This is a genomic window from Sulfolobales archaeon (genome assembly GCA_038881635.1).
Taxonomy (GTDB): Archaea; Thermoproteota; Thermoprotei_A; order Sulfolobales; family AG1; genus WYEN01.
Genome location: JAVZPJ010000003.1, coordinates 156,927 through 176,621 on the forward strand (window position 1 = coordinate 156,927; position 19,695 = coordinate 176,621).

The following is a 19,695-nucleotide window of genomic DNA, read 5'->3' on the forward strand; positions in this document are numbered from 1 at the left end:
ATCATGGTGATAGCTTTTTGTCGAATGTTTGGTCTTCTTCACCTTATTCTTAAGATTGTTTAGGTTTTCGAGAGCTAACTCTCTCTAGAGTAGAGAAAAGCTAGAAGCATATCCAGATCTATTGATGAAACAGCTGCAGGATATCTTATTTTTAATCTCTCGAGAATTTCCGGATCAACTTCTCCTAAGACTCCTATCTCAAAACCCTCTAAAGATATAACACCTCTTCTGCCTTCTATCAGAAGACCTAGGTCTTTAGATATTAGAAGATTCCTACTCTCTCTAGAGATCTTAGGCTTCAGACCTAGATATCTCAGCAATGATACTACCACCGAATGTATATCCTCGAAGCTTATCTCATGATCCATTACAGCTATCGAGATCCCCAGTCTTGTTCTCACACCTGTATAACTCTGAGGATCTCTTACAACAAATTCGTTTATCTCATAGATCTTTATAGGCTTGCTTTCATTTTGTACATACGAGAGTATAGTTAGCATAGAAGGTATCATAGAAGATCTTACTACTGAAAACTCTCTAGACACAGGATTAGATACTTCAATATAATCACTCAACCCAATGAGATCATAGAGATCTTTAGAACCTAGTATGTACCCCATAACCTCTGTAAAACCGAGACCTGTCATTATATCTCTAATTCTTCTAATCAGAAGACTTTCCCTTCTCAGAGATCCTCTGCCAAAGCTATGAATATACTCAGGCTCTATGTTCTCAAGCCCGTGGGATAACAATATTTCTTCAACAAGATCTATCTTATGCAGTATGTCGGCTCTATAAGATGGTATTGTAACTAAGAAGAGATCATCTGATAGAACCTCTACATTAAATCTAGCCTTGAGAAGCTCTCTCACAATCTCGCTACTACTTAGTTTGAGTCCTGTGACATGTTCTATATATTCTCTCTCGAGCTTCATGGATTCAAGAACTCCTCTAGGATAATATCCTCCACCCCATTCTGAGGAGATGTAGATCCTTCCAATATATCTTCTTCTACTATTCTCAGCAAGTGTTGTGGTTAATATCTCTAGGATCTTCTCTACAATTGCTAGATCTGTTCCCGTAACATCGATCAGAAGATCTCTAGTATCAGGCTCTAATCTTGTTATATCGGAATTTATAACAGGTGGAAGACTTATGATCTCATCTCCACATATTATGGCGGGATGCATACCATTTCTAAGAGCAATACCACCATAGCTTCTCCCCTGATCAGTTTCTTTGAGAACCTCCTCCACGCTCATGCTCCTATCTATATGAAGAGGCTTCATAGGAGTCTCTAGAGATACATACCTATAGACACAATCTCCTGAAGGGAGTTTCGAGAGATCATGAATTCCTATTGCAGCCTTCCATCTATTTCTTCCAAGTGTTGTATGGAGCTTCTCCTGGAATTGTATAAGCTCTCTTAAGAACTCCTCTCCAGGTTCTAGATCTCTTACCACAGCCATTAATATGAAAGGTCTTGAATCAACTCTCTCCACACGGAGCCTTACAGATTCATATGATTCATATGAGTATCTCGGGATTCCCAGCTCCATCTCTAGAATGCCTTTTAAAGCTCTTACGATTCCTTCAGAGATCAGCAGATCCGGTCTATCACTGTTTATCTCGACGTTAACATAACCATCCTCTATACTGCTTTCGCTCTTCAGTCTCAGAAGATATTTCTCAAGATCTTTAAGCTCTAGTCTTCTACCAAGTAAATTTTCTATTCTCTCAATAGAAAGCTTTACCACTGGCAATCTTAAACCCTCTTAATCTCTCCAGAGAATATGAATATAGATCTCTTATATCACTGATCTCAAAGTAAGCCATGGCAAGTCTATCTATACCAAACCCCCATGCACCAACATTATACCTAACCCCAGCTATTCTAAGAACCTCAGGTCTGAAGAGACCTGCCCCGAAAACCTCTACATACCCTAGTCCTTTTATCCTCACATAACCCTCTAAGCTTGGTTCCGTGAATGGAAAATACCCCGGCTTGAACAAAGGTTTTCCAAGACCGAGACTCTCTGAGATCTGTGTGAGAACACCCATGAGTTTCCTCAGATTCATGTCTTTCTCCATTATAATCCCATCCATCTGATAGAACTCTGGAAGATGCTTAGCATCTATAACATCTCTCCTAAAAACCTTTCCAATAATGAAAACCCTCTGAGGAGGCTCTCTATGTTCCGATAGATATTTTATAGTAGCTGCTGTAGTCTGACTTCTGAGAACAAGTCTTCTGCTCTTCTCAATATCAAAAACATATCTCCAACCCTTAGAACCTGTGTCCAATCCTGTCTCATGAACTCCTCTAATTATCTCTAAGATCTCTCTGTATGGGGAGAGATCTGATGGCTTAAGATCTAGTATTAGAGAATCATGTATCTCTCTAGCAGGATGATCTTGTGCTTGAAATAATGCATCGAAGTTCCAGAGTTCTGGTACTATTATCTCATCTCTTATCTCGCTGAAACCTAGAGCTATCATTATATCTTTGATCTCTTCGAGAAAATCCCTATAAAAATGTTTGATCCCGGGATCTACTCTAGGAGGCTCTGCCTCAATATTATACTCTTTCAGAATATAATTCCTCCAAGAACCTGTTGATATAAGCTCTGATGTAAGTCTAGAGATAGCAGGTCTTCTAGAAATTCCCTGAAGAACTTGAAGACTTTTTTCTGTTAATTTAAGCATTATGTCTTCGTATTCCATGACCTCTATAAGACCTCTTCTAACAAGCTCGCTGAGAAGATCTCGGTCAATATTCAGGGAATCTAGATCAATACCTTCAGAAGCTCTAGCAAGAAGCTCTCTAGATCTCTCCATAGAACCTCTTACAATTAGAATGATCTCTTCATTTCTTACTTCTATCCATCCTTTCTTCTTCGCAAAACCTATTGCTATAGATGTAGTATCATCTCCAAGAGATCTTCTCACATCTTCTATGCTAGCTCTACCACCTCTACTAGCTAGATATTCTACTAATCTCTCTTCTGGAAATGCTCTCAAGCTCTCCATACCTCTCTTAGTAGTTCTAATAATTCTCCTCTTCTTCCTCTCAACAGAGATAAAACCTTTAGATCTTAGAAGCTCTGAGAGAGATGCTATGCTGCTAGTACTCAGCCTGTATTTATCAAGGAGATCTTGGTGGTAGAGAGCTAGCTCTCTTAGAGAAATCTCTCTACCTACATCTCTTAGAAGCAGTAGAACTCTTAACTCTCCATCGCTAAGATACTCTGCAGAAAAATACTAACACCTCCTCTCATCCAACGATCTTAAGATGATCACAGGCTAACACTCTCACCAGGTTTTAAAATAACAACTCTAACATCATGCAACTTCTCACTAACCTTCTTTCTAAAAATCTCTGGATCTGCAGATATTATCGGGAAGGTGTTATAATGCATTGGAATAACATACTTTGGTTTTAGAAGCTCTACAGCTTTTACAGCTTCATCAATTCCCATAGTAAAGTGACCGCCTATAGGTATCATAGCTATTCTAGGCGTGTAAAGTTCTCTGATTAAACTCATATCATAGAAAACACCTGTATCTCCCGCATGATATATCGAATCATCTCTAGATCTTATCACAACACCAGCTGGCGAAGCTCTTGAAGAACTATGAATCGCTGGTGTGAATACAACTCTCAGATCTTCATCTAGTCTTATGGGACCACCTATATTACCTCCTATAACTCTACCTCTGTCACCTATCTCCTCCCCAACATACTCTGCTAGTTCAAATAATCCTATGAAAATAGTCTTCTTAAACCTCTTCATTATCTCTAAAGTCTCTCCAAGATGATCTCCGTGATCATGTGTTACTATAATATAATCAGGCTCCTGAATCTTTTCAAGCGAGATAGGAGACAAAGGATTCCTTATCCAAGGATCTATAAGTATTCTTTTACCTCCCAAGACTACCTGAAATGCCGCATGACCAAACCATGTGACTTCTAAACTCATTTTAAATCCCTAGAAGTCACTCTCATTAGAAGATTAAAAACCTCTAATACGGTGTTCAGCTCTGATGTAGGTTTATATAAGTTGATTTCATCGCCTCATATTTGTTCCCTTGCATCAGTCTTTAGCTTGCACCACCCTTAGGGGTGTTTAGAGCGATCCCAGGCATCTCACATCTTAAATATCTTAAGAGTATGTTGATGCACAAGATTACATCTCTATCACCTACGAATCCACATCTAGCGCATTGTAGTATTCTACCGCTATCATCATTCAATCCACCTCCACATCTTAGGCATGTTGATGATGCATCCCTAAAGTAGAAGAATTCTACTTCGTAAAGTATAACATTATAAAGTATAGGAAGAAGAACACAGCTCTCTACCCGCTGAAAAAAGATGAAAGATAAAAAATCTCCACAGAAAAACAATAATCATAGAAGAACAACATCAGACAATATAAATCTATATGAAAACCGAAAAAGCTGTGTTAAGCTAAGATATTCTCTTTACGAATAATAATGGTGATGTCTTTATCTTAATCCTCTCTTTCATGAAATCCTCTAAACCAGCGATCTTTAAAGCTTCGAGAACAGCCTCATCTGATGCTCCCTTAGGAATATTAATTTTCTTATCGGTAGGCTCTATATGATTTATATTAATCCTCCTTCTCTTAACACCCGAGAGATTTTTAGGACCTGTCACAAGTACAAAGTTGGAGTCTATTATATCTACTATAACACACTTCCTCCCAGCTTCCCTACCTCTGGTTTTAACACAGATCCTTCCAATATCTATTGCAGGCATTTCTATCCCTTCATGTTTTTATCGAATTAACTTATAAGACTTACACTATTTTTATGTTCTTATTCTTTGAAGTATGGAATATCTGATCTATGATCTATTATACTTATTCAGAGCGTGGTTCTAATCTATTCTAAGAATTATTTGCTTCTTCAGAGTTCTAAAGTTGATCCTTATTTCCTTCTATATATCGCATAGACCATGGCGTGATCCTTGTCGAAAGGTTCTAAATGAACAACATCTATTATCTCAAATCCTCTCTCCTTAAGAACCTCAATCTCCCTTCTATAAACTTCCGTAGGTTCTAAAGTCACATCTATACTCCTAGCCTTAACAGCCATGAGAAGATAACCTTGATCTTTTAGAAAGATCTCGGCGTTATCACTCGCGATCTTAGCTTGCTCTGGCTGCGCCACATCAGCATATATACCATCAACTAGATCTACTATAAACCTGTATTTCAAAGGCTGTCTCGCATCAGCCAGTATAGGAATTAGATTACTTCTGCTCTCAGCAACTAGTATTAGATCTCTCATAACTCTTGGTGCAAACTCTACAGAGTAAACAACACCAGAGGATCCTACTATGTCGGAAACATGGCTAGGAGTAGTTCCAGATCCTGCTCCCAGATACAGGATCTTATGACCTGCTCTTATAGGAAGCTCTTTAATACCCTTCAGCAGTGCTGCAGCAAGCTTACTTCTATAAGCATTCCACTCCCTATACTCAACACCTCCCCAGCTAAACAATCTCTCACCATAAACCCTCCTACCTGGAGCTAGGTTTCTCGTAGCAAGCCTCGCCTCACCTCCTTCAAGCTCTACCACGTAGACATTCTTATACGTAGGATGCTCTTCTAAGCTTAGTATCTCAGACATACACCCTCAACCCTACGTTAATTCTATAACAAAACACTTATTAAACACACTACCATCTCTGCTATCTTCCTTCCTTACCTTCTCCTCTCTTCTTCTTAGGAGGTGGTTTTGGAGGTTTTGTTCTCTCCTCTCTTGGAGGTGGTTTTGCATAGATTTTCTTAATCTCCTCTATTCTCTGCTCAAGAGCTTCTCTAAGCTTGTCACCTATATATCTTCCTGAGTAATAATCTACTCTAGCAGCGATAGCGAGCTTTGTTGCAAGAGCTCTCGCTATTTTACCTCTCTGCCATCTAGGAGCTCTATGAATCTCAGGATGCTGGAATAGAATACCATGCTTAGGAGGCTTACCACCTGTTCTCAGAGCTCTGAACAATGCTTTCTCAGCTCCTAGAACTTGTATAGTGCTCGCGGGCGATTTAGCAAGTTCTTCAAGACTTCCAGCTAGACTTAGCAATCTAGCTCCTAGGGTGGGTCCTACGAGTGCTGTGACGTTCGGGGCTACTTCTCTCATTACAGATGAAAGATAGTTAGTAAGATCAGATCTGATTCTATTTAGTTCTAACATGATTCTAGCAAGAGATCTCATTGAATCCAGATCGGCTTCTGAAATATCACTTCCCATACTCTTCTCAGATGCTGAAATGATTTTTCTAGCAAGACTCTCACCAACCCCTATACTCTTCAGCTTCTCAACAGTCATGTTATCTCTACTACCTATTTCATATACTATTCTCGCATACTGTATATGATCTTCTACAAGCTCATCTAGCTCTGGGAAGTGAACGCTATACCACTCTCTAAGTCTTGCTGAGAATAGATTCAGGGTTTTATCTATATCATCCACCGCTCTTATACTCTGAATCGCGAGAAGATCTCTTCTACCAACAACACTTCTAAGCTCTCTTCTGGTAGCCTCTATAGATACTCTATGCATGAATCCACGTAACTCTTCTAAGCTCTTAAACAAGCCTTCTGATAGATATATCTTCTCAACCTCGGATCTCAGCATGATCAAAGGCTTTGAAACAGTTGATATCTCAACCTTTAAATTCCTCTCAGAGATTATTCTAGCAAGCTCAGGTTCTTCGATGACTATTACCGAATCAGGCTCCTTCTCCTTTAGAATATCGAGAAGCTTTATAAGAGCTTCATCAGCTTCACCGGATCTTCTTCTGATAATAATTTCCGCAAGCTGATCTATGTCGAGAGGTCTGAAAACCTTATACAATATATCTCCATTCTCGCTTAAGACAAATACACCTAGCATGTGTTCCGAAAGATAGATCCTCTTATTCATCATACTACCCGACTTATTAGTATTTAAAAACCTAATAACATTTAGAAGAACAATATATAAGGTTCTCGCAATGAAAGTATTGGTTTTAAGCCATGGAGATTGTGATGGTGTTATAGCAGCTGCACTCTATATACGTCATTTTCTCATAGATCTATATCCTAGTAATATTATGATAGGATTCACACAGCCTTGGAGAGCTTCTAAAGAGATCAAGAGATTCTGCAGAGATTTTTGCGAGAAAATAATATTGCTTGATATAGCTATAGATGAAGAAGTTTTCTCAGCTATAGCTAATAGTATTGGAAAAGGTTCAGAGATCCATATAATAGATCATCACACAACAACAGGTCAATGGGTTAATAAGCTCAGAGACCTTGGTGCAAATATTCTATGGAGTAGATCTACATCAACGCCCAGGCTAATCAAGGAATCTCTTAAGATCACGTTAAACCCCTATGAAGAAAACCTTGTGGAAATAGCGGATGCTTGTGAAGGTAGTGAAACTAGAGGTAGTGACATAAAGAACCTTGCAGATCTATTGAAACTAGCAATATCAAGAGACCCCAGCGACATAGGTTTTCTAACAAATCTTCTTAATACAATGCTTAGAGGTGGAAGAATAGAAGAACTCGAAGAACTTAGATCCAAGGCTAAAGCTGGAAGAATGCTTGTAGACAACTTACTAGATAAGATCGCTAGCAGAGGTGAGGTTATAGGAGATTTCATATTATTCTATCTCCAGCCCGCAGAATCAAGGATCTATGCTGGATTATTTGGAATAGCATGTACCGAGGCTAGTAAGAAGTTTAATAAAGACGTGGTAATATTGAGAGAAGAGGATTCAAAGATTGTTGTGACAGTCAGATCTCTAAGTGATAAGGCTCTCAGCATATGCAAAGAGATAGTATCTAGAACATCTTCTGGGAAATATGGAGGTCATAAGGAAGCTGCTTCCGCAACCATACTAGGATACAGTCTTAAAGATACTATCGATATTGTGAGGGAGATTCTATGGAGTATGACGAGGAAGAAGGAATCTACAGAACAATAGATCATAGAAAACTAGAATCTGTAAGAGAGATCATTGCAAAAAGCATGAGGAATAGTGTAGTAATAATAATCGGAAGATGTAGCGTTATATACAAGGGTAGAGCTAGTTCTGAGACAGGATATGATGTTAGAATGATCATTATAAAACCTGATGGAACTCTACTGGTTCACGAAGCTGTAGGAAGAGATCCTCTCAACTGGCAGCCTCCAGGATCTTTATGTACCATACATACACAAGATCATGAGCTTCTAATAAGATGCTATAGAAGTAAATATCGTGAGGAGGTTCTGATAAGATTTGATAAACTCTACCACGTAGGGGTTGCAAGGATCGGATATTCTAGATATTTTGAGGTTAAAGGTGTTGAAAAAGATCTCGTTAACATGATTGCTTCAAGCTCTCTACCAATAGATCCTGAGGCTAGACTTATAAGCCGAGAGTATCACACACCGCATGGGAGAATTGATCTTTTGTTTAAGAACTATTCTAGAAACATCCTATATGTGGTGGAGGTTAAAAACGAGAGAGCTGGAGTAGCCGCGGTAGATCAGCTTAGAAGATATGTGGAGTATATGAGAAATCATTATAGAGAAGGTTCTGTAGCAGGGGTTTTAATAGCTGGAGGAATATCTGATGAAGCTCTGAGAGAGCTTCTCAGCCAAGGCTTCTACTATATAGATTCTAAGAATCTGAAACCTAGTGATAGAAAAGATCTATATGAATATCTAAGAGGTGGAGGATCTGAGAATTAGTTTTATAGCGTTTGAAAGCCTAGGAGTTAGATCTATGAGCACTTTTATAGAGACTAGAGATGCTCTCATACACATAGATCCAGGAGTTTCTCTGGCACCCAGAAGATACGGTCTACCACCTCATGAAATAGAGTTGAAAAGACTTGATGAGAGTTCTAAAGAGATCTATGAGATGGCTAGAGATGCTGAGATTCTCATCATCACACACTACCACTATGATCATCATGATAGAGGTAGGAGGATCCCTCTAGACATATATGATGGCAAGAAGGTTTTTATAAAAAATCCTCTTGAGAATATAAATTATTCTCAGAAGATCAGATCATCTATCTTTCTAAAGCTTATAAGAGATAGAGTTAAAGAACTGAACACATGTGAAGGGAGAAGTATCAGCATAGGCTCAACTAGGATAATATTCTCTGAGGCTCAGCCGCATGGGAAAGATCCTAGGCTCGGCTACGTAGTTCAGGTATTCATAAGCGATGGAGAAAGCTCATTCCTATACACATCAGATATTGAAGGAGCACCTCTCGAGCAACATGTGAATTGGATTTTAAGTTTAAAGCCTGAGATCGTTCTCTTAGATGGTCCTCTGACATATCTTCTAGGCTATAAAATGAGTGATGAGGATCTTGAGATCTCGAAGAGGAATTTGATTAGAATAATCAGAGAAGCCAGGCCTAGGAAGATGATTCTTGAGCATCATCTTCTAAGAGATAAGCTGTATAGAGAGAGAATAAAAGAAGTTTCCGAGGAAGCTCAGAAACATGATGTCGAGATCCTTACGGCTGCTGAATTTATGGGAAGAGATAACATGTTTTTAGAAGCTTATAGAGACGAGCTTTATGGTGTTAAGAGAAGAGTAGAAGAGGAGGATCTATCAGAATATGATGGGTAGAGCTTCTATTATAATCCTCATCAGCTTCACAACAACTCCTATCGGTCCTGGAACTCCTATCTTCGCTAATGCCACGAGTACAAGTTCAGGTATTCTGACGATCTTCATTCAATTCGATATTATTTTAATTCTTTTAATAGGTGTTCTTCTAATCCTGCTAGGTCTCATGCTGAGACGCTTAAGAGCTGGGAAAGAAAATAGTATTACTCAGAAGGATGAAACCTGTTGATTGACTGGAAAAAAGTTAGAGAGGATCTTATTAGAGGCAGACCTGTCCTTATATATGATCTTGAGGGGAGAGAAGAAGAGACTGACATGGTTTTCTTCGCAGGTTCTATAGATCATAGGTCTATTTACGAGCTTAGAAGAGAAGCTGGAGGACTTATATGTTATGTCACATCAGATCATGTTGCTAGAGAGCTTGGTCTTGAATTTCTCTCGGATATTCTCATGAAGCATCCTTTATATAGAGAGCTTGCCAACAAGAGACTTAGATATGGGGATATGCCTCCCTACACCCTCTACGTGAATCATGTGAAGGTTAGAACTGGTATATCTGATAGGGATAGAGCTCTTACAATACGAGAGCTTGATAAAATAGTAGATCTTATCGAAAACGGAAGAAGCGATCTAGCTAGGGAGATCTTCTACAGAGATTTCGTATCTCCAGGACATGTGCCTATACTAATAGGTAGAAGTGCTAGTATTAGAAGAGGTCATACAGAACTGAGTCTCATTGTAGCTAGGAGAGCAGGGCTTAGACCTAGCATGGTTATTGCCGAGATGCTTGATGAAGGTGATTCTATGAGTAAGGATAATGCGATCAAGTATGCTTCTTCGAGAGGTATCATATTTCTTGAAGGAAGAGATCTTCTAAGAGAAGAGGGTGTTTTATGATAAAGATAGGAGTTGTAGACACAACATTTGCTAGAGTTAATATGGCTGAGATTGCTATCAAAACTATTAAGGATCATATTCCTAATGCTAGAATTATAAGATACACAGTGCCAGGTATAAAAGATATACCAATCGCAGCGAAGAAACTCATCGAAGAAGAAGGGTGTGAAGGCGTTATAACATTAGGTTGGGTTGGTAAGAGTGAGACTGATAAACTTAGCTATCTGGCTTCCAGTATCGGTATTATAATGGCACAGCTTATGACTAATAAGCATATCATCGATGTCACAGTACATGAAGATGAAGCTGATGATGAGAAGAAGCTATATGAAATAGCTCTAGATAGAGCTAGAAAACATGCGGAAAATCTTGTCATGCTGTTAATGAGAGGGGGAGAAGCTCTAAGAGGAAGAGCTGGAATGGGTGTGAGACAGGGAGCTCCAGATGCTGGTCCTATAAAGATCTAGGGGTGGTAGAGATCTTATATGATGCTCATTGTCATCTTCATGAGTATTCTGATAGAGAGATAGAGGATCTTCTTAGAGAGAATGATATTATTATAACAGCTGTATCAGATGATCTGGAGAGTTCTATAAGAACGCTGAAGATCTGGGAGAAATTTAGCGATAGAATCACGCCTTGCATAGGTATACATCCGTGGAATTCTGAGAGATATGAAGAGAGAGATCTTGAGAGAATTCTAGAAGTTATGAGAAGACTTAAGATAAAATGTATCGGAGAGGTAGGGCTTGACCTAGTTTTCACTCCTCATTCTTTCAACAAACAGCTTCAGCTATTCACACAGATCTTAGAGAGTATTAGAGGAAGTGATGTTACTCTTAATATACACTCACCAGGTGCTTGGGGCAGGGTTCTCAATCTACTCCAGAGATATGATGTGAAGAAAGCATTATTTCACTGGTATACAGGACCTCTAGATCTTCTCAAAGAAATCAGATCTAGCGGATATATGATCTCTATAAATCCAGCATTAAGAATTCAGGGAAAACACATGGAAGTAGCTAAGAGAGTAGATCTAGAAGGTTTTCTAGTTGAAAGTGACGGCCCCTACAACTATAAGGGTATGCAACTCTCTCCTAGAATGATCTTAAGCACGGTAAAGTTGCTAGCTGAGATCCGAGGATTAAATTATGAGGATATCACTAGGATTCTTGAGACTAACTACCGCAGGTTATTCTCCTGATCTTCTTATGGAAATAGATATATTCCACATAGCCAGGATTTAGTCACGGACCCCGCCTCCTCACACCTGTGGAGATATCATTTTGATAGATGAAGATGAAGCAGGTCGGTCGGGCGGGGTACAATACTGATGAGGAGTATCCGGTCTGAGTATATGATGAACCTAGACCAGTCTGACTATTCTTAGAGTTAGCATCTTGGAGATAAGTAAATAAAAATACTTTATTAAGGGTTATATATAGAATGGAGGTTAAGATGCCAGAAGATAAGGATAGAAGTAGGAAGATTAAAAGTATAGAAGATCTAGATCTCTCGCCATCAGTTATTCAAAAACTTAAAGAATCAGGCTTCACAACCATAGAATCCCTGGTAGTGTTAAGTGCTCAGGATCTCAGCACTATTATAGGGGTTCCGCTTCCAACAGCCCAGAAAATCATAGCCACAGCTAGAGAAGCTCTAGATATAAGATTTAAAACAGCGAAGGAGGTTAAGATGGAGAGACTTAGTATTGGAAGGATAACCACTGGTAGCAAGTCTCTAGACCAGCTTCTGGGGGGTGGCGTGGAGACTAAGACGATCACAGAATTCTACGGAGAGTATGGTACTGGAAAGTGTGTTTCAAGAGATACTCCCGTTCTATTTCTGAATCCTGACACACCTCATCTGATGCCTATCGAGAGGATCTATGAGAAGTATAAGAGCATCTATGGAGAGGAGAAACACGATGAAGGAACTGCAGTAAGAACTTCCGGTCTTAAGACTGTATCATTTGATGGAAAGGATCTTAGAATAGCAGAGGTTTCTTACATATATAGAGAGAGAGTTAGAAAGATCATAGAAATAGAACTTGAGAGTGGCGTGATCAGGGTGACGAAGAAACATAAACTTCTCACACTTTCTGAAAGAGGAGTAGAATGGATTCCTGCTGGAGAGATCTCTAGAGGATGGTATATAGCTGCCCCGAAGAAGATCTCGATGGATCTAACTCCTCGAGATTTCGGTATATCTAAGGAGGATCTATACTTTCTAGGAGTGGTTCTGGCGGCAGGATCTAAGGATCTTTCATATGTGAGGATTCAGAGGAAAGAGATTGCAGAATGGATCATAAGATATATTACTAGGAAGACCGGTGAGAAGCCTATCACCACAGAAGATATCGAGAGTAACTATACAACAATACTCCTAGGAAGTGTGAGAAGCTTTCTATCAGAGTTCATAGATCTAGATGCTAGAGCTCCTCGATTTGAGAAATTCTATCTAATGCCTGAAGAGATGCTATATATACTGATCTTAGGGCTTGTAGAAGGTGGTGAGACTGTTACAACTCCTAAATCATACAGACTTGTTATTAGAGGTGAGGAGCTTGCGGAATTCATATCTTATATCCTAACAAGACTGGGGATCACATTTAAGATAAAGCCTGCAATAGGTTTAGGAGAGGATGCGTACAATCTCAGGATCAGAAGATCTGATGTGAACGCTGAAACTCTTAGCAGTATAGGAAGAACTTCAGAGAGAAGTGTTTGGTCTAGAATTAAAGATAATAAGTTTGAGAGAATCCCGGCTAAACTGCTTCTATATGTGAGAAAGATTTTTGAAGAGCTATCAGATGTTAGAGACATAGTAGAAGCTCATAGGAGTGAGAAGGAGGCTGATGAGGTAATAACATTTCTAGCTAGGATCAAGCTTCTACTACGTGAAGCTCCTAAAAAGAGGAGGTATGTATCCTCAGATTTAGTTAGAGAGTTTAAATCTCTAGCTATAGAACTCAGAAGATCTTTAGAGGATTATATGAAGAAATTCTCAGAAGAGAGTAGCATAGAATCATATGATATTCTCAAGAGATCTTACGACAAGTTAGAGAAACTGATAGAAGTAGCTGACACAGCTTTGAAATTCCGCTGGATAAGAGTTAAGAGGGTTTCAGAAGTTGATTACAACGACTATGTATATGATCTAGTAGTTCCAAAATATCATAATTTCATTGGAGGTTTAGCACCAGTCCTGCTTCATAATACTCAGATATGCCATCAGCTTTCTGTGAATGTGCAATTACCTCCAGAGAAGGGAGGTTTGAAAGGTGGCGCCGTGTATATGGATACCGAGGGAACTTTCAGGTGGGAGAGAATCGAATCCATGGCAAGAGCTAAGAACATGGATCCTGACGAGGTTATGAATAACATATACTATATAAGAGTGGTCAGTAGCGATCATCAGATGGCTGTAGTAGATGAACTAAGAGAGCTTATACCCGAGAAGAATATAAAGCTCGTTGTAGTAGATTCTGTGACAGGACATTTCAGAGCAGAGTATCCTGGTAGAGAGAATCTAGCTCTAAGACAGCAGAAGCTTAATAAACATCTTCATCAGCTTCTCTCACTAGCAGAGGTATTTAACATAGCCGTAGTTATAACTAATCAGGTTATGGCGAGACCAGATGTATTCTATGGAGACCCAACAGTAGCTGTAGGAGGACATGTTCTGGGTCACGCACCAGGTGTTAGAGTTCAGCTTAGGAAGAGCAGAGGTAATAAGAGAATCGCAAGAGTAGTAGACGCGCCTCATCTACCTGAGGGTGAGGCTGTATTTGCAATAACCGAGGAAGGCATTCAAGATATATCTGAGTAGTGTCTGAAATTCTCAAGCTTTGAAGAGACATAGAAGCCCTACTATGAATCCTCCTACGAGAGGAGTTATAAAGACTTCTATGAATGCAGCTATTACCAGTAGAAGTGCTGAGTATAGCATGTATCTTAAGCTTCTTAAAATAACACTTCTCATGCTGATCTCTAGATCTGTTCTACCAAGTTTTCTTCTAATAAGATCTATTAGCGCTTTAGATATAACTATAGAGGCGATCAAACTGAAAGCAATACCAGGTATCTCAAATACACCATGAGGCAGTAATAGAGCTATCTTCACAACTACAAGGTCTTGCTCCGAGAATCTACAGTACGCCAGACTTTGAAGAGTTTCTAACATGTTTGCATCTAGTAGAGGAGCTGTCATTATAGCTCCGATAATAAACCCCTGATATATGTAGAATAAGATAGATCCTATAATCGTTGGGGAGAGAACATATATTATCACAGCTACTAGAAGATTATTAGTAAAGATCTTCATAGGTAGCATGAGCATTTCTCTGAGATCTGATGGAGAGAAACTCTCGTTTCCCAGGATCTGCTTAGCCTGTTCGTAGAAGGATGTGTAGCGATTATTCTTGAAATCAGCTGGTGTGAGAGTTCCAACGTATGCGGATGCTATGAAGAGCGCTAGTACTATCAATAATACTATGTAGGTTTTCAACCTCATACACCTACTCTAAATATTATCAGAAATAATATAAGTAAGCCGACCTATACAAACACGCATCAGAGCCGAGGCTTGAAAACCAGTTCTATTCTCTATCTTCTTCTAGAGCTTTCATTATTCTTCTTCTTGTAGTTTCAAGATCCTCTGGAATAGTCTTAGCTCCTGAGATTATTGGTAGAAAGTTCGTATCTCCACTCCATCTAGGAACCACATGTATGTGAAGATGTGATTCTATGCCAGCTCCAGCTATTCTACCTATATTCACTCCTATGTTAAACCCCTGAGGATTGTACTCTCTTCTTATGGCTTTGATTATCTTCTTGAGAATTCTCACGAGATCTAGAATCTCATCATCTTCTAGAAAAATGATGTCGGGGACATGTCTTCGTGGGGCTATCATTACATGTGCAGTGTTATAAGGGTATGCGTTGAGTAATGCTATAGAGCTTTCACTTCTCAGCACCACATGATATTTCTCGGGTTCTTCAAAAGCTTTGCAAAATATACATTCTGAGATCTTATCAGCTGATGATATATAGCTCATCCTCCATGGAGTCCATAGAATATCAATACCGTATCCTCTGAGGAGTTCTTCTTTCAATATGATACTCCTCTCAATATATTAAGCTCTCTAGACAAATATAATTAGGTGTTTTAAAATGCCTCTTGTTAGAAGAAGAGAAGTTCCTCTAAGAGTATCAGATATAATGATCCGTGAGGTTGTAACAGCTAATGAAAACACCCAGATCTCAACAATAGCAGCTATGATGTACGAGAAAGGTGTTGGAAGCGTTGTCGTGGTTGATAGCGAGGGAAAGCCTACAGGTATAATCACTGAAAGAGATATAGTATATGCTTTTGCAAAGAACATAAGAAGAGATGCTCCAGCATGGAGTATTATGACTGAGAATCCTGTCACGGTGAAGGAGAATGATCTCATTACTACAGCTATGGAGAAGATGAGAGAATTAAATGTTAGGCATCTGCCCGTTGTTAATGAAGAGGGAAAGCTTATCGGTATAATATCGTTTAGAGATGTAATAGATTCTATATCTCTTCTATTCTCTCTCATGAGATAGAAAGAGTATTATATTTTCAACCCTTTGCAACTCCTATAGGTCTGAGTCTTGCTACAAGCCTTGAAATCCCAACCTTATCTGCTACAAGAGCTACTCTATCAACATCTTTATATGCTTGAGGAGCCTCCTCAGATATGATCCTTCTATCAACAGCTCTCACATAAATACCTTTGCTACTTAACTCGCTTAGAACCTTCTCAGCTGGATAGCTTCTCACAGCTCCAGCTCTGCTAGACCATCTTCCAGCTCCATGTGGTGCCGAGTAGAATGTTCTCTCACTCTCTCTAGTTCCTATCATCACATAACTTGCAGTACCCATGCTACCTGGTATTAGCACGACCTGACCAATGCTTCTATGAGCTTCAGGTATCTCAGGATGCTCTGGCGGGAATGCTCTTGTAGCACCTTTTCTATGAACTATAACCCTCCTCCTCTTACCATCTATAACATATTCCTCTATTTTAGCTATATTATGAGCCACATCATATACTATGCTTAGATCCAGATTCTCAGCTTCTGTTCCAAACACTTTAGCAAAACTCTCTCTACTCCAATGCGTTATAAGCTGTCTATTTGTGAACGCGAAATTAGCAGCAGCAGCCATAGCTCTGAAGTAGTCTTGACCCTCTCTAGAATTAAATGGTACTGATGCGAGCTCTCTATCTGGTGGTGAGATACCGTACTTCTTCATAGCTCTCTCCATTATAATAAGATAATCGCTGGCAACCTGATGACCTAATCCTCTGGATCCTGTGTGGATCATTACCACCACCTGTCCTTCGAATAAGCCTAGCTTTTTAGCTACATTCTCATTATAGATCCTGTCGACAACCTGGACCTCTAGAAAGTGATTCCCAGCTCCTAAGGTTCCCAGCTGTTCTCTGCCTCTCTCTTTAGCAACTTTAGAGACTTTCGTAGAATCAGCCCATTCGATCCTTCCTCTAGACTCTATATACTCTCTATCCTTATCCCATCCAAAGCCTCTTGAAACAGCCCATTCAACACCCTCATCAAGAACCTTATTAAGCTCATCAATAGTGAGTCTGAGCTTTCCAGTAGCTCCAACACCGCTAGGTATGTTATCAAATAGTGTATCAACAAGTTCTCTAAGCTTAGGTCTTACATCCTTCTCTGTTAGATTAGTTCTCAGAAGTCTTACACCGCAGTTTATATCATAACCTATACCTCCAGGAGATATGATACCTTCATCAACGTCAAAACCCGCAACACCACCTACTGGAAATCCATAGCCTTGATGCCCGTCTGGAAGCACATGAACCTTCCCAAGAATTCCAGGGAGTGTGGCTACGTTAGCTCCCTGAACTAGTGTTAGATCTTCTCTCATCTTGCTTAGCAGAAAATCATCTGCATAGATCATCACATCTGTTCTCATACCCTGCCTAGAGCCCTTAGGTATTATATACACGTACTCTTCTGAAGTCTTCTCAACTCTCACAGACATAGACACACCTCAGTATATTATATAGAGCATAATCACCTAATAAGACTAAAACTCCTTTTATAACTTTCTCAGCTAGAAGCTTGAACAGCTGATTCATTTTATATCGGTCTATATCAGCTGATGCCCGCTCCTCTATTATGAAAACTCTGTGGAATTCTTCTATATACTCCTCCTCTCAACCTCATCATATCTTCTACAAATGTTTTAGGCTTCATCCTGGTTTATAGCTCTATATCGCTCTTCTACTATAATCTTGTTTTTAGACCCCTCGTAGGTTTTCTATCTCTTCTCTAACTCCTGTATAGAGTGTTTCTACAGCGGGCTTAGAGAGTTTAGCTCCAGAACCATCATGCTAGATAAGTATGTATAGGAAAATTAGATGAGATAGGTTCTCTTGAATCATTTTGAGATGTAAGTATATCGGCTATCTAGCTTATCTCTAAGCTGATAAGAAGCTGAATTCCGGAGAACATCTTACCTATCTCATGAAAAGCTCCTCATATTTTCTAACGTGTTCTACACTGTTTCTCACATCTATGAAAAGCTGTGCTGCTTCTCTTACATCTTCTACCATGACTTTATCCCTGTTCTTCTGTCTCGCTATAATTCTCGCAGGCTCCATAAGTTGTACCGCGTGTCTCAGGCTTGTTGTCGCTCCTATCTCGACTAGTTCTTCTAGTGCTTTCTCGTCTAGAACTACTTCTTCTTCTTCAGCTCTTATCTTGAGTATTTCGCGGATCTCATCTCTAGTATATGGGTGGGTGGGTATTATAAGTAGTCTGTCTAGAAGATCTAGAGGCATGCCATGTGGAGATTCCTGATCTGTTCCTCTGATCCTTGTTATACCTCTATTCGTAGCCATTATGATTATAGGTGCCATCTCGCTCTCCATGGCTCTTGATAGGAAGCTGAAAACTTCTATATCGAGCATGTGAGCATCATCTATGAAGATAACACCTGGTATAAGCTCTGCACGTCCTTCTTCAATCCATTTTCTAACGAGTTCATCAACTTGTTTTCTAAGCTCTGGATCTATTTCTCTCTCGCTTTCGAAACCGAATATGGAGAATATAGATGCTTTTCTGAGAGCCATGTTGAGATCTAGGTCGTGTAGTGTGAAGGTTCTAACTATCTCTTTCTGTTTTTTAACAGGTCCTTTAGGGATCTCTGTTTTTCTATATATATCCACATCATATACTCTAGCACCCTCCACCTCAGCTCTTCCAATAATGTTAACAGCACCTGTCTCAGCATCGATCCATATTACATCTCCTTTTCTAACACCTCTTTCTATGAGCTGTTCTACAACGCTCTGACCCACGTTTAAGGTGACCTGATCATCTGATGTAGCGAGTGTTATAGAAGCTTCTCTAGGTATGAATGCGTAGGGATTATAAGGATGTTTAACTCTTCTAATCCTGATATCCTTAACATAGCCTTCATATACTGTTCTCATCTCTCTAATTCTAACACCTATAGCTCTTCTAAGAGCTTGTGTTAGAACCTCTGTCTTCTTAACTTCAGCAGAGTATATATCTGAAGCGCTTATATCAACGAAGGGAGTGTCCTCGCCAAGTTCTCTGGCTATTCCTATTGCTAGTGCTGTCTTACCACTTCCAGAAGGTCCTACAAATAGAATACCTCTACCAGCCATCTTACCTTCTTTAATCATTTTAACAACGATCCATGCAGCTTCTCTAGCTTTAACCTGCCCTACCAGACCATCACCTATGAAGCTAGCTCTACCATTCTCATCAACGCCTAATCCTCTTATATGGGTGTGAAATCCTCTTCTCCTGAGCTGAAGCTTTACCTCTCTTATAACCTCACTCATTAAACCCCCCTGAAAATATTATTCATAGATCCTGTTTTAAAGCATTTTACAAGATCAAAGCTTAGAACACATAAAAAACTTGTGACCACAAGTGCACACACTATCTTTAAATACACCTCATACAAAGCCCTTTGGTGACGGTGAAGAAGAGAATGAAAACCTATACATATAGAAGAATATTAGGATTCACACTCTTAATACTAGTTCTCGCAGGAGTAGCACCACTGCTAACAACAGTAGTAAGAGCACAGA

At 39.5% G+C, this 19,695-nt stretch carries 19 protein-coding genes and 2 pseudogenes; 9 read left to right on the forward strand and 12 right to left on the reverse strand.

Going from position 1 to position 19,695, the window contains the following annotated elements:
- Positions 1 to 74: 74 nt before the first annotated feature.
- From pheT to QXS89_03545, 7 genes are all read right to left on the reverse strand, one after another.
- Positions 75 to 1,757, reverse strand: a complete 1,683-nt coding sequence (pheT, locus tag QXS89_03515) for a phenylalanine--tRNA ligase subunit beta (GenBank protein MEM3831243.1) — start codon at positions 1,755 to 1,757, stop codon at positions 75 to 77.
- On the reverse strand, positions 1,738 to 3,216 hold the full coding sequence (locus QXS89_03520; protein ID MEM3831244.1) for a phenylalanine--tRNA ligase subunit alpha: 1,479 nt from the start codon (positions 3,214 to 3,216) through the stop codon (positions 1,738 to 1,740). Before QXS89_03520 ends, pheT begins: the two co-directional genes overlap by 20 nt.
- Positions 3,217 to 3,296: 80 nt before the next feature.
- Complete coding sequence (locus QXS89_03525) at positions 3,297 to 3,980, reverse strand: metal-dependent hydrolase (GenBank protein MEM3831245.1); 684 nt, start codon at positions 3,978 to 3,980, stop codon at positions 3,297 to 3,299.
- Positions 3,981 to 4,101: 121 nt separating this feature from the next.
- Positions 4,102 to 4,407, reverse strand: a complete 306-nt coding sequence (locus tag QXS89_03530; protein ID MEM3831246.1) for a zinc ribbon domain-containing protein — start codon at positions 4,405 to 4,407, stop codon at positions 4,102 to 4,104.
- Positions 4,408 to 4,471: 64 nt separating this feature from the next.
- Positions 4,472 to 4,783 carry a 50S ribosomal protein L14e gene (locus tag QXS89_03535; GenBank protein ID MEM3831247.1) on the reverse strand — a complete coding sequence of 104 codons (312 nt, stop codon included), beginning with the start codon at positions 4,781 to 4,783 and terminating at the stop codon, positions 4,472 to 4,474.
- Positions 4,784 to 4,953: 170 nt separating this feature from the next.
- Positions 4,954 to 5,658 carry a fibrillarin-like rRNA/tRNA 2'-O-methyltransferase gene (locus tag QXS89_03540; protein MEM3831248.1) on the reverse strand — a complete coding sequence of 235 codons (705 nt, stop codon included), beginning with the start codon at positions 5,656 to 5,658 and terminating at the stop codon, positions 4,954 to 4,956.
- A 61-nt stretch (positions 5,659 to 5,719) separates the two neighbouring features.
- Positions 5,720 to 6,955, reverse strand: a complete 1,236-nt coding sequence (locus QXS89_03545; GenBank protein ID MEM3831249.1) for a C/D box methylation guide ribonucleoprotein complex aNOP56 subunit — start codon at positions 6,953 to 6,955, stop codon at positions 5,720 to 5,722.
- Positions 6,956 to 7,025: 70 nt separating this feature from the next.
- On the opposite strand from QXS89_03545, the gene QXS89_03550 reads away from it, so the two are divergent.
- Genes QXS89_03550 through QXS89_03560 form a run of 3 tightly spaced genes read left to right on the forward strand, consistent with a single transcriptional unit; the run spans position 7,026 to position 9,656 of the window.
- Entirely contained in the window at positions 7,026 to 8,006 is a 981-nt protein-coding gene (locus QXS89_03550; protein ID MEM3831250.1) for a hypothetical protein, read from the forward strand.
- A complete protein-coding gene (locus tag QXS89_03555; GenBank protein MEM3831251.1) occupies positions 7,967 to 8,758 on the forward strand; it encodes an endonuclease NucS in 792 nt (263 codons plus the stop codon). Before QXS89_03550 ends, QXS89_03555 begins: the two co-directional genes overlap by 40 nt.
- A 34-nt stretch (positions 8,759 to 8,792) precedes the next feature.
- Positions 8,793 to 9,656 carry a hypothetical protein gene (locus QXS89_03560; GenBank protein ID MEM3831252.1) on the forward strand — a complete coding sequence of 288 codons (864 nt, stop codon included), beginning with the start codon at positions 8,793 to 8,795 and terminating at the stop codon, positions 9,654 to 9,656.
- Here the strand turns inward: QXS89_03560 and QXS89_03565 are convergent.
- A complete protein-coding gene (locus QXS89_03565) occupies positions 9,639 to 9,764 on the reverse strand; it encodes a hypothetical protein (protein ID MEM3831253.1) in 126 nt (41 codons plus the stop codon). The genes QXS89_03560 and QXS89_03565 overlap by 18 nt on opposite strands.
- Before the next feature lie 120 nt (positions 9,765 to 9,884).
- Between QXS89_03565 and QXS89_03570 the strand changes: the two genes are divergently transcribed.
- The 5 genes and pseudogenes from QXS89_03570 (at position 9,885) to radA (ending at position 14,384) form a co-directional block, all read left to right on the forward strand.
- On the forward strand, positions 9,885 to 10,553 hold the full coding sequence (locus QXS89_03570) for a 3,4-dihydroxy-2-butanone-4-phosphate synthase (GenBank protein MEM3831254.1): 669 nt from the start codon (positions 9,885 to 9,887) through the stop codon (positions 10,551 to 10,553).
- Positions 10,550 to 11,020, forward strand: a complete 471-nt coding sequence (gene ribC / locus QXS89_03575) for a riboflavin synthase (protein MEM3831255.1) — start codon at positions 10,550 to 10,552, stop codon at positions 11,018 to 11,020. Before QXS89_03570 ends, ribC begins: the two co-directional genes overlap by 4 nt.
- 2 nt (positions 11,021 to 11,022) lie before the next feature.
- Positions 11,023 to 11,757, forward strand: coding sequence for a TatD family hydrolase (locus QXS89_03580; GenBank protein MEM3831256.1), 735 nt, complete (start codon positions 11,023 to 11,025; stop codon positions 11,755 to 11,757).
- Positions 11,758 to 12,011: 254 nt separating this feature from the next.
- Positions 12,012 to 13,766 (forward strand): annotated as a pseudogene (locus QXS89_03585) (hypothetical protein).
- A 6-nt stretch (positions 13,767 to 13,772) separates the two neighbouring features.
- A pseudogene (gene radA / locus QXS89_03590) lies at positions 13,773 to 14,384 on the forward strand (DNA repair and recombination protein RadA).
- Between the two features lie 12 nt (positions 14,385 to 14,396).
- Here the strand turns inward: radA and QXS89_03595 are convergent.
- Complete coding sequence (locus QXS89_03595) at positions 14,397 to 15,062, reverse strand: stage II sporulation protein M (GenBank protein MEM3831257.1); 666 nt, start codon at positions 15,060 to 15,062, stop codon at positions 14,397 to 14,399.
- Between the two features lie 91 nt (positions 15,063 to 15,153).
- Entirely contained in the window at positions 15,154 to 15,639 is a 486-nt protein-coding gene (locus QXS89_03600) for an HIT domain-containing protein (GenBank protein MEM3831258.1), read from the reverse strand.
- A gap of 88 nt (positions 15,640 to 15,727) precedes the next feature.
- On the opposite strand from QXS89_03600, the gene QXS89_03605 reads away from it, so the two are divergent.
- The gene (locus QXS89_03605; protein MEM3831259.1) at positions 15,728 to 16,147 is read left to right on the forward strand and encodes a CBS domain-containing protein; all 420 of its coding nucleotides are present in this window, start codon (positions 15,728 to 15,730) and stop codon (positions 16,145 to 16,147) included.
- Between the two features lie 16 nt (positions 16,148 to 16,163).
- Here QXS89_03605 and QXS89_03610 read toward each other — a convergent pair whose 3' ends face one another.
- Positions 16,164 to 17,609 carry an RtcB family protein gene (locus QXS89_03610; GenBank protein ID MEM3831260.1) on the reverse strand — a complete coding sequence of 482 codons (1,446 nt, stop codon included), beginning with the start codon at positions 17,607 to 17,609 and terminating at the stop codon, positions 16,164 to 16,166.
- Between the two features lie 478 nt (positions 17,610 to 18,087).
- Positions 18,088 to 19,443 (reverse strand): RuvB-like helicase, encoded by a 1,356-nt coding sequence (locus tag QXS89_03615; GenBank protein ID MEM3831261.1) that lies wholly within the window; start codon positions 19,441 to 19,443, stop codon positions 18,088 to 18,090.
- Positions 19,444 to 19,695 lie beyond the last annotated feature (252 nt).